Annotated in this window: 14 protein-coding genes; 12 read left to right on the plus strand and 2 right to left on the minus strand. The window is 45.0% G+C overall.

The window, feature by feature from the left end; translation table 11 throughout:
* Positions 1-12 precede the first annotated feature (12 nt).
* Positions 13-3072, minus strand: coding sequence for a ribonuclease E (rne, locus tag KHN79_RS05010; RefSeq protein ID WP_182008195.1), 3060 nt, complete (start codon positions 3070-3072; stop codon positions 13-15).
* Positions 3073-3710: 638 nt separating this feature from the next.
* On the opposite strand from rne, the gene rluC reads away from it, so the two are divergent.
* Positions 3711-4655, plus strand: a complete 945-nt coding sequence (gene rluC / locus KHN79_RS05015) for a 23S rRNA pseudouridine(955/2504/2580) synthase RluC (RefSeq protein ID WP_182008194.1) — start codon at positions 3711-3713, stop codon at positions 4653-4655.
* A gap of 69 nt (positions 4656-4724) precedes the next feature.
* Here rluC and KHN79_RS05020 read toward each other — a convergent pair whose 3' ends face one another.
* Entirely contained in the window at positions 4725-5306 is a 582-nt protein-coding gene (locus KHN79_RS05020; RefSeq protein ID WP_182008193.1) for a nucleoside triphosphate pyrophosphatase, read from the minus strand.
* A 149-nt stretch (positions 5307-5455) separates the two neighbouring features.
* Between KHN79_RS05020 and yceD the strand changes: the two genes are divergently transcribed.
* The 11 genes from yceD to tmk all read left to right on the plus strand — a co-directional run bounded on the left by yceD (position 5456) and on the right by tmk (position 14554).
* A complete protein-coding gene (gene yceD, locus KHN79_RS05025) occupies positions 5456-5980 on the plus strand; it encodes a 23S rRNA accumulation protein YceD (protein ID WP_182008192.1) in 525 nt (174 codons plus the stop codon).
* A gap of 60 nt (positions 5981-6040) precedes the next feature.
* A complete protein-coding gene (gene rpmF / locus KHN79_RS05030) occupies positions 6041-6211 on the plus strand; it encodes a 50S ribosomal protein L32 (protein ID WP_021707869.1) in 171 nt (56 codons plus the stop codon).
* 10 nt (positions 6212-6221) lie between these two features.
* Positions 6222-7247 carry a phosphate acyltransferase PlsX gene (gene plsX / locus KHN79_RS05035; protein ID WP_182008300.1) on the plus strand — a complete coding sequence of 342 codons (1026 nt, stop codon included), beginning with the start codon at positions 6222-6224 and terminating at the stop codon, positions 7245-7247.
* 5 nt (positions 7248-7252) lie between these two features.
* Complete coding sequence (locus KHN79_RS05040; RefSeq protein ID WP_182008191.1) at positions 7253-8233, plus strand: beta-ketoacyl-ACP synthase III; 981 nt, start codon at positions 7253-7255, stop codon at positions 8231-8233.
* A gap of 75 nt (positions 8234-8308) precedes the next feature.
* Positions 8309-9232: an ACP S-malonyltransferase gene (gene fabD, locus KHN79_RS05045; RefSeq protein ID WP_182008190.1), complete on the plus strand. Its 924-nt coding sequence runs from the start codon at positions 8309-8311 to the stop codon at positions 9230-9232.
* A 41-nt stretch (positions 9233-9273) separates the two neighbouring features.
* Positions 9274-10008, plus strand: coding sequence for a 3-oxoacyl-ACP reductase FabG (gene fabG / locus KHN79_RS05050; protein ID WP_182008299.1), 735 nt, complete (start codon positions 9274-9276; stop codon positions 10006-10008).
* 247 nt (positions 10009-10255) lie between these two features.
* Complete coding sequence (gene acpP, locus KHN79_RS05055; RefSeq protein ID WP_004406112.1) at positions 10256-10489, plus strand: acyl carrier protein; 234 nt, start codon at positions 10256-10258, stop codon at positions 10487-10489.
* Positions 10490-10582: 93 nt separating this feature from the next.
* The gene (gene fabF / locus KHN79_RS05060) at positions 10583-11833 is read left to right on the plus strand and encodes a beta-ketoacyl-ACP synthase II (protein WP_182008189.1); all 1251 of its coding nucleotides are present in this window, start codon (positions 10583-10585) and stop codon (positions 11831-11833) included.
* A gap of 263 nt (positions 11834-12096) precedes the next feature.
* Positions 12097-12912 (plus strand): aminodeoxychorismate lyase, encoded by an 816-nt coding sequence (gene pabC / locus KHN79_RS05065; RefSeq protein WP_182008188.1) that lies wholly within the window; start codon positions 12097-12099, stop codon positions 12910-12912.
* Complete coding sequence (gene mltG, locus KHN79_RS05070; protein ID WP_182008187.1) at positions 12909-13925, plus strand: endolytic transglycosylase MltG; 1017 nt, start codon at positions 12909-12911, stop codon at positions 13923-13925. Before pabC ends, mltG begins: the two co-directional genes overlap by 4 nt.
* Positions 13922-14554, plus strand: a complete 633-nt coding sequence (tmk, locus tag KHN79_RS05075) for a dTMP kinase (protein ID WP_182008186.1) — start codon at positions 13922-13924, stop codon at positions 14552-14554. The genes mltG and tmk overlap by 4 nt, the downstream gene beginning before the upstream one ends.
* Positions 14555-14574 lie beyond the last annotated feature (20 nt).

The raw sequence follows: 14574 nt of genomic DNA on the forward strand, positions 1-14574 counted from the left end.
TTCAAAGTCAAACTAGTTAAAGTTTGGTTTAGTCATAGCTGCTGAAGCGCGGTTTGTTGCTACTTGGCTACCTGCACCTTTAGGTTGGTAGCGTTCAGCTTTGAATGGAGCCGCAGTAACTTCGATTTCACGAAGTTCTTGTGGACCCGGTGCTTTTGTCATTGGTGCACTTGCTTGTGGCTTGGCGACAACTTTAATAACGTTAGCTTTCGGTTGCTTCACTTCTACAGGCGCTTTAACTTCTGCTACTTCAGGCGTTGCAACAATAGGCTCCACTGTCTGCTCTTGAGCAGGTACAGCTTCAGCTACGGCTTCTGGCGTTTCAGTCACAGGAGTTTCTACTGTTTCTACAACCGGTTCTATAGGTGATTGTTCCACTGCTACTGGTGCAGCTTTCAATTCTTCTACAACAGGTGTAGCAACTTTCGTTTCAACCACGTCTTGAGCTTTAGTCTCTGTAACAGGAGCTTCTGCAACCACTGGTAGTTCACGACGGATAATCACTTTACCCATTGCCATCTCAGGACATGCAAAACCACCCTGCATTGCTGGTACGGCTGTTACTGTAGTCTCTTCCTTAACGCGCTCTTCTTTCTTAGGCGCTGGCTTTGGAATGTAACGTGGCATCACTTTGCCCATCGCCATCTCAGGAGAGGCTACACCACCTTTACGCAGGCGGAATGGGTTAGGGCGACGGTCACGACCACGGCGACGACGCTGACCACTCGCACGAAGATGGCGTGGTGAACGACGATTACGACGTTGCTTAGTCTCTCCCTGCTGGTTGTCTTGTTGTGCTTCGACTGCTTCCAGAGGTTGTGTAACTGGAGACTCTACAACTTCAGGAGCTTTCACTGGCGCTTCTTCTGCTTGCGCTGCCGCCTGTTGATCTTTAACGCGTACAGATTTGTTAAGTTTACGACGCTGACGACGCTCTTTAACTTTTTCTGCTTTCGCGTTTGGTTTCGCCTTGTTTTCGTCTGGTTTTGGTTCAGTTCGAGCTTCAGCTGCGAGTTGCAAGCCTTTTTCCGCTACTTTTGCGTTTACTTTCTGCTCTTGAGCCTTCTCTGCTTGTTGAGCTTTCGGTTTACGTTTTTGATTACGCGGTTGTTGCTTGTTCGCTGATTGCTGAACTTCGCCCTGTTCCGTAGCCTGCTCATCACGAGGCTTACGACGGCGACGGTTGTCGCGCTGGTTGTCTCGATTGTCGCGGTCACCACGGTTGTCGCGCTGATTGCTACGGCGGCGATCGTTACGTTCACGCTTGTTGCGGCGGTTATCGCGGTTTGGTTTTCTCTCTTCTTGCTGTTTCGGCTCTTCTTTTACTTCTTCAGAACCACCAAACAGGAAGTTACCAATTGCTTTAAACAGCTTGCTGAACAGACCCGGAGTAGATACTTCCTGTACTGTTTCTTTCTTAGCAACTGGTGCTGGTTTAGATACCGGTGCTGGGGCAGTTTGCGAAGGTGCGGCAAAGCCTTTAAGTACCGGTTCCTCGATGCGCTTAGGCTTGATGTCCGATTCTGTTGGTTCTTTGCCTTCCGCTTCTTTCATTGCTTCCAGTTTCTGAGGAAGCAGGTAAGAAATTAGATCAAACTCTTCACCTTCACGGACGCGAATCACTTCGAAGTGTGGTGTTTCCATATCTGAGTTAGGAACAACCGTGATCTTAACGTCCTGGATACGTTCGATATGGTTAACCGAGCGACGTTTTTCGTTAAGAAGGTAAGATGCGATTGGTACTGGAACTACAGCCAATACCTGTGCAGTGTTATCTTTAAGTGCCTCTTCTTCGATTAGACGAAGAACTGACAGAGCTAGAGATTCGTTATCACGTACAACACCAGTGCCGGTACAACGCGGACAAATGTGGTGGCTCGCTTCTGCAAGAGAAGGGCTCAAACGTTGACGAGACATCTCTAACAAACCGAAGCGAGAGATTCGACCAATTTGAACGCGCGCACGATCTAGGCGAACGGCTTCACGTAGGCGGTTTTCTACTTCACGCTGGTGGCGAACAGGAGTCATATCGATAAAGTCGATTACAACCAGGCCGCCTAAGTCACGCAGACGTAGCTGACGAGCAATTTCGTCTGCCGCTTCAAGGTTAGTGTTCAGTGCTGTCTCTTCGATATCACCGCCCTTTGTTGCACGAGCAGAGTTGATGTCGATAGAGGTAAGCGCTTCAGTCGGGTCAATAACGATTGAACCACCAGATGGCAGACGAACTTCACGCTGGAAAGCAGATTCGATCTGGCTTTCAATCTGGTAGTGACTAAATAACGGTACTTCACCGTCGTATTTCTTAACACGGCTAATGAAATCTGGGCGAACCAATTGAATGTGCTCTTTTGCACGCTCATAAATGGTGTTGCTGTCGATTAGAATTTCACCAATATCACGACGCAAATAGTCACGGATTGCACGAACAATAACGTTACTTTCCTGGTGAATAAGGAATGGAGCAGGGTTTGAATCTGCTGCGCCTTTTATTGCACCCCAGTGGTTAAGAAGTACGTTTAGATCCCATTCAAGTTCTTCTGCGCTCTTTCCAACACCAGCAGTTCGCACAATTAGACCCATACCTTGTGGCAGTTCTAGTGTGCTAAGGGCCGCTTTCAGTTGAGTACGCTCATCCCCTTCGATGCGACGAGAGATACCGCCTGCTCGTGGGTTGTTTGGCATAAGAACAAGGTAGCTACCAGCCAGAGAGATGAAAGTAGTCAGAGCAGCACCCTTACTACCACGTTCCTCTTTTTCCACCTGAACGATGACTTCTTGGCCTTCATTTAGCACTTCTTTAATGCTAGGACGACCTTGGTAAGTGTAACCTTCAGGGAAATATTCGCGGGCAATTTCTTTGAGAGGGAGGAAACCGTGACGCTCAGCACCGTAATCAACGAATGCGGCTTCTAAGCTTGGTTCAATACGCGTGATACGTCCTTTGTATATATTTGCTTTTTTAGATTCATGTCCCGGACTCTCGATATCAAGATCGAAAAGTCGCTGGCCATCAACCAGAGCGACACGCAACTCTTCTTTTTGAGTTGCGTTAATTAACATTCTTTTCATTGAAAATTCTCGTTGTCTTTTCTTTTATCTTTCTAGTCAACTTGCCACTGTTTGGTCGCTTTTTCACGGTGCCTGATCCCATGACTTATGTTTTGCAGCCTCCCGGCTGGAAGGGGATGCTCTGGGGCACTTCAGTTATCACAAATCTCTTGAGGTTTCTGTCGGAAACATAGACTTGTAACCCGCTGATTAGGCGGTAGGTACTCAACGTGAATATGCGAGGAGTAGAGTGGCAAGTGTGTTGAAGTCAATGTGTCTTACGCCAGTGCTGCACCTGATCATCAACAATCTACTCGCATTGCTTGGGGAGTAATGAATGGTAATGAATAAAAAGTAACCAAACCTTCCTTAGCAGCTGTGAACTATAGCAGCGCACGCTGTTATCAGCAATCTGCTTTGATACAAACGATAGAAAAATTGCCACAAAATTCAAACTTTGCAATTTATAACTGGCTGTTTCGTAAGCAATTGGAACAGGTAAAATGAACAAGACAGAAAGCAAACTGGAAACAGGGTTAGGAGTTTTCATAATTTAAACAAAAACTTGGCTGGTTTTACAGTGATTTGGGGGTGCCAAGTGTTTCTTTTGCTGAAAGAATCATGTGAAGTCAGGTGTGATTGCGTTTACAATAGCGCGCATGAACGAAATAAGAACTAAAGTCCAGTTCGTCGACATCGATGAAGACATGGCGGGTCAGCGCATTGATAATTTTTTGCGTAACCAATTAAAAGATATTCCTAAAAGCATGATTTACAGAATCGTGCGTAAGGGAGAGGTGCGTGTAAATAAAAAACGCATTAAAGCAGAGTACAAATTAAAAGCAGGTGATCTCGTCCGTATTCCTCCTGTTACGATGGAGAAGAAAGAAGACGATGTGGCACCGAGTACCAAACTGAACAGAGTTGCAGAACTCGAGGATATGATCATTTTCGAAGATGATCATATCCTCGTCCTTAATAAACCTTCCGGAACCGCGGTTCATGGTGGTAGTGGTCTAAAGTTCGGGGCGATTGAAGCGCTTCGTGCGTTACGACCACAAGCTCGCTTCTTAGAGCTCGTGCATCGTATTGACCGTGATACCTCTGGCATTTTACTTGTGGCTAAGAAGCGTTCTGCTCTGCGTCATCTGCAAGCTCAGTTCCGAGCAAAAACAGTGAAAAAGTTTTACTTCGCACTTGTGATGGGGCAATGGAAAAGCAGCTGCAAAGTGGTTAATGCGCCACTGCTGAAAAACGAAGTGAATAGCATTGTTCGTGTTAACCCAAATGGCAAGCCGTCTGAAACACGTTTTAAGATCTTGGAAAAGTTCGAGCAGGCGACGTTGATTCAGGCTAGTCCAATTACGGGACGTACTCACCAAATACGAGTACATACGCAGTATACTGGCCATCCAATTGCTTGGGATGACCGTTATGGTGATCGCCGTTTTGATGCGTATACGGGGCAAATGGGTCTTGACCGTCTGTTTTTACACGCGGCAAACATTAAGTTTCAGCATCCTTCAAATGACGATTGGATGGAAATCGATGCTGCGATGGAACCTAAGCTAGAGAAAGTGTTAGCTGGGTTAAGAAACGCATAATAATAGCAGATGAGATATTTTTGCAGATTATGTAATAGGGAGCCAAGTGCTCCCTTATTTTTATCAAGCCTAAAGAACTTCCAGTCCCTGAACCTGCAACATGTCAATCAGATCGATTAACGGCAGCCCTACAAGTGTATTTGGGTCTTTACCGATAAGTTGTTTGAACAAACAGATGCCCATACCTTCGCTCTTAAAACTGCCCGCGCAGTAGAATGGCTCTTCTCTGTCGACGTAGCGTTCTATCTGTTCATGAGTAAGTTCCCGGAAGTGAACCTCAAATGTATCGTAGTCGATCTCCGTTTTTTTAGTCACGGTATTGTGAACAGCTAAACCGGTATAAAAAGTAATGACTTTACCACTTTGAGCCAGTAACTGTTTGATGGCATTTTCTCGATTCAGCGGCTTGCCAACAATTTCATTATCAATGACACAAACCTGATCACTTCCTATCACTAAACTCGCTTCTTTCGTCGTACAAGATGTTGCTTTTCTCGCAGCTAATCGCATCACGAGATCCAGAGGTTCTTCGCCAGCTAGTGGTGTTTCGTCGCAATCGGGTGACAAACAAACAAACGGCACTGAAAGCTTTTCGAGCAGTTGCTTACGAAAAGGTGAGGTTGAGGCTAAAACCAGTTGGTAATTTTTCATTTTGATTTACAATTTGCAGGAGCATTTCCGATAGGATAATCGATCAAAAATGATTCTGGCTAATGCTCTTTATGATAAGCGCAAAAAAGTACAACTTTTTTGCCTTTTTCTTTGACTAATTTTGATTTGGAAGATAAGATTCGCGCCCTATGCAAAAGGTAAAAATACCGCGAACGGTTGATCCGGCGAAGGCGGCACAGAAACGATTGGATTACGATGGCATCATCCAAGCCAGTCTTTTCAAGCGCTTAGCGGAAGCAACTGAAGGCGTAAAACGCGACGCAGAAGTCTCATTGTCATTTGAGATAGATGAACAGCGACTCGTTGTTATCTCTGGTAAAGCTAACATCGAAGTCGAACTAGAATGTCAGCGTTGTAATGAGGTATTCGCACATGTGTGTGAAGTTGAATTCCTTTACACTCCTTACTACGGTGAGAAGACGGAAGAGGAAGCACCAGAAATTTATGATTTGGTAGATCTAAATGAGTACGGTGAATTAGACCTTATACAACTGGTTGAAGATGAGTTCATCTTAACATTACCTCAGATTGCGATGCATGATGAAGCGGATTGTAGCGTTGATTCAAATAACATGGTTTTTGGTGAGCTTCCTGAAGAAATTGAGGAAGAGAAACCGAATCCATTCGACGTTTTGAAAAGTCTGAAAAAGTAATTGGTGTGGTAGCCGATTCTGCTTCAGGTTTTTAAACCCAATAGTATAGGAGTAGGGTCAATGGCCGTACAAAAAAACCGTAAAACTCGTTCTAAGCGCGGTATGCGTCGTTCACACGATGCGCTAACTACAGCTGCACTATCTGTAGACGCGACTTCTGGTGAAACTCACCTACGCCACAACGTAACTGCTGAAGGTTACTACCGTGGCAACAAGGTTATCAACAAGTAAGGTTGAACCTTTGCAAGCTATTACCGTTGCACTTGATGCAATGGGCGGGGATTTCGGTCCTCGCGTAACAGTGCCTGCCGCCGTGCAGGCACTGTCTCATTTCCCAGAGCTAAAAGTGATTCTTATTGGTGATCAATCTTTGATCACGTCTCAGTTATCTCAACTAGGTACTTCTACCAATTCCCGTTTGACTATTGTTCATACTGACAAAGTCATTTCTAACTCAGAAAAACCTTCATTAGCATTACGTAGCAGTAAAAACAGCTCTATGCGTAAGGCTATCGATCTCGTTTCTGAACACAAAGCTGATGCTTGTGTAAGCGGTGGTAATACCGGTGCATTGATGGCGCTTTCGCGTTTTGTTCTTAAGTTACTTCCTGGTATTGATCGTCCTGCTTTAGTTTCCGCTTTACCTACCATTAGTGGAAAACGAACGTGGATGTTGGACCTTGGTGCGAATGTATCATGCGACGCAGACAGTTTATTTCAATTTGCCGTGATGGGCAGCGCTTTAGCCGAGCAACATTTAGGTCGTCCCTCTCGTGTCGCGATTCTCAATATCGGTGTCGAAGAAATAAAAGGCAATGACCTGGTTAAACGCTGTGCGGAAATGCTTTCTAAAACCGACATAATTAATTTTGTCGGTTATATTGAAGGTAACCAAATATTGCATGATGTTGCTGACGTCATCGTTTGTGATGGATTCGTCGGCAATGTTTGTTTAAAGGCGAGCGAGGGAACAGCACAAGTTTTTATCGATAAGATAAAAACCAGCATGATGTCATCAACGATAAAGGGCTGGATTGCTAGAAAGTTGTTTTCTCGGCTATTTAATGAACTAAAAACACTGAACCCCGACCAGTATAACGGCGCAAGTTTGCTAGGATTGCGTGGCATTGTTATTAAGAGCCATGGAAGTGCTGATGTATCTGCAGTTGTCAATGCACTTGGAGAGGCGGTACACGAAGTCAAACGACAAGTACCAAGCCGTATTAGCGATCGTTTGGAAGCGGTTTTACTCGAGAGGCATTATTAGTCTTCATGTATAGCAAAATTTTAGGTACTGGCAGCTACTTGCCATCTCAGGTGCGTACTAACGCAGATCTAGAGAAAATGGTAGATACAAGTGATGAGTGGGTTGTCGCTCGCACAGGTATTAAAGAGCGTCGCATTTCTGCTGAGAATGAAACCGTTGCTGATATGGGTTACATTGCGGCGAAAAACGCGATTGACATGGCAGGTATCGATAAAAATGATATTGATTTAATTCTCGTAGCAACGACAAGTGGCTCTCACGCTTTTCCTTCGGCGGCATGTCAGGTGCAAGCTCTGCTTGGCATTAAACATTGTCCGGCTTTCGATATGGCAGCGGCCTGTTCAGGATTTGTTTACGCTCTGTCTGTTGCCGATCAATATATCAAAACAGGTCATTGCAAAAATATATTGGTGATTGGCGCGGATGCGCTGTCAAAAACCTGTGACCCGAAAGACCGCTCAACCATCATCTTATTTGGTGATGCGGCTGGTGCCGTCGTTGTCGGTGCTAGCGAAGAACCTGGTATTCTTTCAACAACCATCAACGCTGATGGGCGTTTTGGTGACTTATTAAGCCTTAAGTTCCCGAATCGTCGTGAAGAGCTTCCTGGTGAATTTGAGCACAGTGAAGATATTAACAGCTGGTTGCATATGGCTGGTAACGAAGTATTTAAAGTTGCTGTTACCCAGCTTTCTCGTTTAGTTACTGAGACACTAAAAGAGAATGGTATGGATAAGTCTGAATTAGACTGGTTAGTTCCGCATCAGGCAAATCTACGTATTATCTCCGCTACAGCTAAAAAGTTATCTATGCCAATGGATCAAGTAGTTGTCACACTTGACCGTCATGGTAATACCTCAGCAGCAACAGTTCCGACTGCGCTGGATGAAGCGGTACGTGATGGACGTATTAAACGCGGACAAACGTTGCTGCTTGAAGCATTTGGTGGTGGTTTCACCTGGGGTTCTGCTCTGGTGAAATTCTAAGTTTCAAGAGAACTCAAATTTAAGGTGCGCGAAAGCGCATCTTATTTATTTTTACATTGCTTAAAGGAAAACAACATGAGCAAGTTTGCTATCGTATTTCCAGGCCAAGGTTCACAAGCAGTAGGTATGCTGGCTGAACTAGGCGAACAATATGACGTAGTAAAACAAACATTTGCAGAAGCATCTGACGCACTAGGTTACGATCTATGGGCGCTTGTTCAAAATGGCCCTGCTGAAGATTTAAACCAGACTTTCCGTACACAGCCGGCATTGTTAGCGTCTTCTGTGGCTATTTGGCGTGTATGGCAAGAGCTTGGTCTTGAGCAGCCTGCAAACCTGGCTGGTCACAGCTTGGGTGAGTATTCAGCACTAGTATGTGCAGGTGTGATTGACTTTAAAGAAGCAATTAAACTCGTCGAGCTGCGCGGGCAGCTAATGCAAGAAGCAGTACCAGCAGGTACTGGTGCAATGTACGCAATCATAGGTTTAGATGACGAATCTATCGCAAAAGCGTGCGAAGAGGCAGCGCAGGGTGACGTGGTTTCTCCAGTCAACTTTAACTCTCCTGGCCAAGTCGTTATCGCAGGTAGCAAAGACGCAGTAGAGCGTGCTGGTGCGTTGTGTAAAGAAGCAGGTGCTAAACGTGCACTTCCTCTTCCGGTATCTGTACCTTCTCACTGTGCTCTGATGAAGCCGGCTGCAGAAAAGCTTGCTGTTGCTCTAGAGTCAATCGAGTTTAACTCTCCGCAGGTTCCGGTAATCAACAACGTTGATGTTATTGCTGAAACCGATCCGGCAAAAATTAAAGATGCACTTGTTCGTCAGCTACACAGCCCTGTTCGTTGGACAGAGAGCGTGCAGTTAATGAGTGAACAAGGTGTAGAAACGCTTCTAGAGCTTGGCCCTGGCAAAGTTCTTACAGGCCTAACTAAACGTATCGTGAAATCACTGAGTGCAGCAGCTGTTAACGACGTAGCGTCGTTGGAAGCGGCTAAGTAACTCCGATATAAGATCACGATAATCAAAGGAAAAACAACATGATGAATCTAGAAGGTAAGATTGCTCTAGTGACAGGCGCAAGCCGTGGCATTGGTCGTGCGATTGCAGAACTTCTTGTTGAGCGTGGTGCGACAGTAATTGGTACTGCAACGTCTGAAAGCGGCGCTGCTGCGATCAGCGAATACCTTGGTGAAAACGGTAAAGGTCTTGCGCTTAACGTAACAGACGTTGAGTCTATTGAAGCGACACTAAAAACCATCAATGATGAGTTTGGCGTTATCGATATTCTAGTGAACAACGCAGGTATTACACGCGACAATCTACTGATGCGTATGAAAGATGATGAGTGGAATGACATCATAGATACGAACCTGACACCAATTTTCCGTATGTCGAAAGCGGTATTGCGCGGCATGATGAAAAAGCGTGCAGGCCGTATTATCAACGTCGGTTCAGTAGTCGGTACTATGGGTAACGCTGGCCAGACTAACTATGCTGCGGCAAAAGCGGGTGTTATTGGCTTTACTAAGTCCATGGCTCGCGAAGTCGCTTCTCGCGGTGTCACAGTCAATACCGTTGCACCTGGTTTCATCGAAACCGATATGACTAAGGCACTAAATGAAGAGCAACGTGCAGTAACGTTAGCGAACGTGCCAGCGGGTCGTCTGGGCGATCCACGTGAAATTGCATCAGCAGTAGCATTCCTTGCTTCTCCAGAAGCGGCGTACATTACTGGTGAAACTTTGCATGTAAATGGCGGTATGTACATGGTTTAATACGACAGTTTTCGCAAAATAAGCTATTTTACATTGTGTGGTATAGCTTATAGTTGCAGTTAGCTGTAATAAACCTGTCATGCCGATGCGCAAGAATTGTGCATGATATAAGTCAAAAATGTATTGAAATTCGGTTAAATTCGCTAATTTTGTGGTTTGACCAGCAAGGAGCCCCTTGCAACTTTCAATAGTTCGAATAAACTACGGAATCATCGCATTAGGCGAAATCTGTAAAGGAAAAGAAAAAATGAGCAACATCGAAGAACGCGTAAAGAAAATCATTGTTGAACAGCTAGGTGTAGACGAAGCAGAAGTTAAAAACGAAGCTTCTTTCGTTGACGATTTAGGTGCTGATTCTCTAGACACTGTAGAACTAGTTATGGCTCTAGAAGAGGAATTCGACACTGAGATTCCTGATGAAGAAGCTGAGAAGATCACTACTGTTCAAGCTGCAATCGACTACGTAAACAGCGCTCAGTAATTATCTCTCCCAGGCGGTCTCCTAAGACCGCCTGTGTTTTTTCCAACTTTCTCTATCCCTCATAGAAACATTCAATTCCCGGAGAATTATATCGTGTCCAAGCGTCGTGTAGTTGTCACTGGCATGGGTATGTTGTCACCGGTAGGCAACACAGTAGAATCATCTTGGAAAGCCCTGTTAGAAGGTCAAAGTGGTATTGTGAATATCGAGCACTTTGATGCTACGAATTTCTCAACTCGTTTTGCAGGTCTTGTTAAAGATTTCGATTGCACAGAGTACATGTCTAAGAAAGATGCTCGTAAAATGGATCTATTCATCCAATACGGCGTCGCAGCTGGTATCCAAGCTCTTGATGACTCTGGCTTACAAATTACCGAAGAAAACGCGGCTCGAGTTGGTGTTGCAATCGGCTCAGGCATTGGCGGTCTAGAACTGATCGAATCAGGTCACACCTCTTTAGTAGAAAAAGGCCCTCGCAAAGTTAGCCCATTTTTCGTTCCATCGACCATCGTAAACATGGTTGCAGGTAACTTATCTATCATGCGCGGCCTTCGTGGTCCTAATATCGCGATTTCGACAGCATGTACTACAGGTTTGCATAACATTGGCCATGCGGCCCGTATGATCGCGTATGGTGATGCAGATGCTATGGTTGCTGGTGGTTCAGAAAAAGCGTCTACTCCGTTAGGTATGGCTGGCTTTGGTGCTGCTAAAGCGCTATCTACCCGTAACGATGAACCACAAAAAGCTTCTCGTCCATGGGACAAAGGCCGTGACGGCTTTGTTCTTGGCGATGGTGCAGGCATGATGGTACTTGAAGAGTACGAACATGCTAAGGCTCGTGGCGCTAAGATATACGCTGAGCTTGTTGGTTTTGGTATGTCTGGCGACGCTTACCACATGACCTCTCCAAGTGAAGATGGTTCAGGTGGCGCACTAGCGATGGAAGCGGCGATGCGTGATGCTAAGATCACGGGTACTCAAGTGGGTTACGTAAACGCACACGGTACTTCGACTCCTGCTGGTGATGTGGCTGAAATCAAAGGTGTGAAACGCGCTCTTGGTGAAGAAGGCTCGAAGCAGGTTCTGGTCTCTTCTACTAAGTCTATGACCGGTCATCTTTTAGGCGCTGCTGGCTCGGTTGAAGCGATCATTACGGTGATGTCTTTGGTTGAGCAGATTGTTCCGCCTACTATCAATTTGGATGATCCAGAAGAAGGCCTAGATATCGACCTTGTGCCGCACACTGCGCGCAAAGTTGATGGGATGGAATACGCAATTTGTAACTCGTTTGGCTTCGGTGGTACAAACGGTTCTCTGGTATTCAAAAAGTTTGAAGAGTAATACTACCTAACCTTATTTAGGTAAGTGGAACTTGTATTCTAACGGCTCGATGCTTAGCATTGAGCCGTTTTGTTTTATTTGAGATTATACCAATTCCAGTAATCATCTAATCATTTTTGCTGGTTAAAATCGCTGATAGCTACGTTAGAATTTTTGCAATTAGAACGACTTGTGACTGCACATTCTGCCTTGATTTAAGCGATTTTTCCTGCACAATTTTCTGATCATTAAATTATTGGTATCAGCAATATTAAGGTAATCGAATGTTTTGGGTAAATGGAATTCCGCAAACACACGTTTCGCTTGGCGATCGCTCCTTTCAGTATGGCGATGGTTGCTTCACCACTATTCTGACAAAAAATGGAGAGTTGGTGTTCTGGCCCGAACATGTTGAACGTATGGAAGCATGTCTCAAAACATTGCAGATCCCTTTACCTGACTGGCAAACGGTACGTGACTGGGCAAACCTAGCTTCTCTGCAGGATGAAAATGCTGGTATCAAAATTCATTTCAGTCGTGGTAATGGCGGACGTGGTTATAGTCTAAGCGGGGTTGAAGGCCCTGTGGTTACTATTTCTAACTTTGCTTTTCCTACTCATTACTCCCTGTGGCAAAAAAATGGAGTCTGCCTTGGTGTATGTGAGACTCGGTTGGGTATTCAGCCCCTTCTGGCCGGACATAAACACAACAACCGCTTAGAGCAGGTTCTTGCCAAAGCTGAGATTGAAGGAACTGAGTTTGCCGATGCAGTAACGTTAAATGTGCAAAATCATGTCATTGAAACTACAATGGCCAACCTTTTTTGGGTTAAAGATAATGATGTTTATACGCCAGATTTAAGTTTGTCCGGTGTTGCTGGCGTGATGCGTCGTAAAGTGCTTGAATTTCTGTATGCCAGCGACATCAGAGTAGAAGTGGGTAATTTTACTCTTTCTGAGATGCTTGAAGCGGACGAAGTATGGATGTGTAACTCATTACTAGGTGTTGCTCCGGTGAGGAGTATTACAACTCGAAATCAACAGATAGAATTTCCGATAGGAAAACTGACCAAACGATTGCAAGGAAACCTAAGTACGTGATTAAAAAACTACTGGCTGTTGTTGTGCTAATTGCTTTGATTAGCGCAGCGGGTGTTTTTTACGTTGTTTCACAGGCGAAACAATATGTGAATAAGCCAATCTTACTTGAGCAACCTCAATTATTTACGGTAGAGAGTGGCACAAGCTTTCACCAGGTAATGCGTTCTCTGGTGAAAAGTGAGGTGGTTGAGGCGTCTGACTATACACGTCTAATTCCTCGCCTTTACCCAGAGCTTCTTCAGGTAAGAGCCGGAACATACCAACTTGAGCCTGACATGTCGCTTTATCAAGCGTTGGAAAAACTCAATAGCGGAAAAGAGCACCAGTTCGCCATTACTTTTGTGGAAGGAAGTCGCTTTTCTGAATGGGTCAGCTTACTAAAAAATGCGCCTTACATAGAGCACGACTTAACTGGCTTAACTGAACATGAGATGGCTGTTAAGTTGGGTATTGAGCGAGAAAAGCTAGAAGGACTCTTTTTAGCTGAAACGTACCACTACACTGCAGGTGCCAGCGAGAGTCAGTTGTTGAACCGCGCTCATCAGAAACTGAATGATATTCTCGATGTGAAATGGGAATCTCGTCAGGAAAAGTTACCTCTTAAAAACAAATATGAAGCTTTGATCCTCGCTTCCATCATCGAGAAAGAAACCGCGATTGATTCTGAACGTGAACGTGTTGCTTCGGTATTTGTTAACCGTTTGAACAAACGCATGCGTTTACAAACAGATCCTACGGTAATCTACGGAATGGGGGATGCTTACGATGGTAACATCCGCAAAAAAGACTTGCGTACACCGACGCCGTATAACACATACACCATCAATGGATTACCACCAACACCAATAGCGATGGCAGGTGAAGCTTCAATTGTTGCAGCTCTGAATCCAGAAAAGAGTAACTATTTATATTTTGTTGCAAGCGGAAAGGGCGGGCATGTGTTTACTAAATCCCTTGCTGAACACAATCGTGCTGTACGAGCCTATTTAAGAGAACTAAGAAAGAATAAATGATGAAATCAAACTTTATTGTCATAGAGGGCCTTGAAGGCGCGGGTAAAAGCACAGCGATTCAAACCGTGTTGGACACACTAAACAAATCGGGTATTCACGATATAGTTAATACTCGTGAGCCCGGAGGTACCCCTCTGGCGGAAAAAATGCGAGCGCTGGTAAAAGAAGAGCAGGAAGGCGAAGACCTTCAGGATATGACAGAGTTGCTTCTTCTTTATGCGGCGCGTGTTCAGCTGGTAGAAAACGTAATCAAACCTGCTTTAGCCAATGGACAATGGGTTGTGGGTGACCGCCATGATATGTCTTCTCAGGCTTATCAGGGGGGCGGTCGTCAGATTGATGCTGCTTTAATGAAAAACCTGCGAGATACCACGCTGGGTGATTTCAGACCAGCGTTTACTATTTATATGGATATCGACCCTCGAGTTGGATTAGAGCGTGCCCGTGGACGTGGTGAGTTAGACCGTATCGAAAAGATGGACATTAGCTTTTTCGAGCGTACCCGTGCACGTTATCTGGAGATTGCCAACAATGATCCTTCAGTTGTGGTAATTAATGCCGAACAGACGATTGAAAAAGTATCGCAAGATATTCAAGCTGCTCTAAATGAGTGGCTGTCGCATCAATAAGCGAAAAAGATAAGGTTATA

The organism is Vibrio sp. B1FLJ16 (assembly GCF_905175385.1).
Classification (GTDB): Bacteria; Pseudomonadota; Gammaproteobacteria; order Enterobacterales; family Vibrionaceae; genus Vibrio.

Coding starts and splice junctions, on each gene's coding strand:
- acpP (WP_004406112.1), top strand. CDS start 10,256: ATGAGCAACATCGAAGAACGCGTAAAGAAAATCATTGTTGAACAGCTA.
- yceD (WP_182008192.1), top strand. CDS start 5,456: ATGCAAAAGGTAAAAATACCGCGAACGGTTGATCCGGCGAAGGCGGCA.
- rpmF (WP_021707869.1), top strand. CDS start 6,041: ATGGCCGTACAAAAAAACCGTAAAACTCGTTCTAAGCGCGGTATGCGT.
- rne (WP_182008195.1), bottom strand. CDS start 3,072: ATGAAAAGAATGTTAATTAACGCAACTCAAAAAGAAGAGTTGCGTGTC.
- fabD (WP_182008190.1), top strand. CDS start 8,309: ATGAGCAAGTTTGCTATCGTATTTCCAGGCCAAGGTTCACAAGCAGTA.
- rluC (WP_182008194.1), top strand. CDS start 3,711: ATGAACGAAATAAGAACTAAAGTCCAGTTCGTCGACATCGATGAAGAC.
- tmk (WP_182008186.1), top strand. CDS start 13,922: ATGATGAAATCAAACTTTATTGTCATAGAGGGCCTTGAAGGCGCGGGT.
- KHN79_RS05040 (WP_182008191.1), top strand. CDS start 7,253: ATGTATAGCAAAATTTTAGGTACTGGCAGCTACTTGCCATCTCAGGTG.
- KHN79_RS05020 (WP_182008193.1), bottom strand. CDS start 5,306: ATGAAAAATTACCAACTGGTTTTAGCCTCAACCTCACCTTTTCGTAAG.
- pabC (WP_182008188.1), top strand. CDS start 12,097: ATGTTTTGGGTAAATGGAATTCCGCAAACACACGTTTCGCTTGGCGAT.
- fabG (WP_182008299.1), top strand. CDS start 9,274: ATGAATCTAGAAGGTAAGATTGCTCTAGTGACAGGCGCAAGCCGTGGC.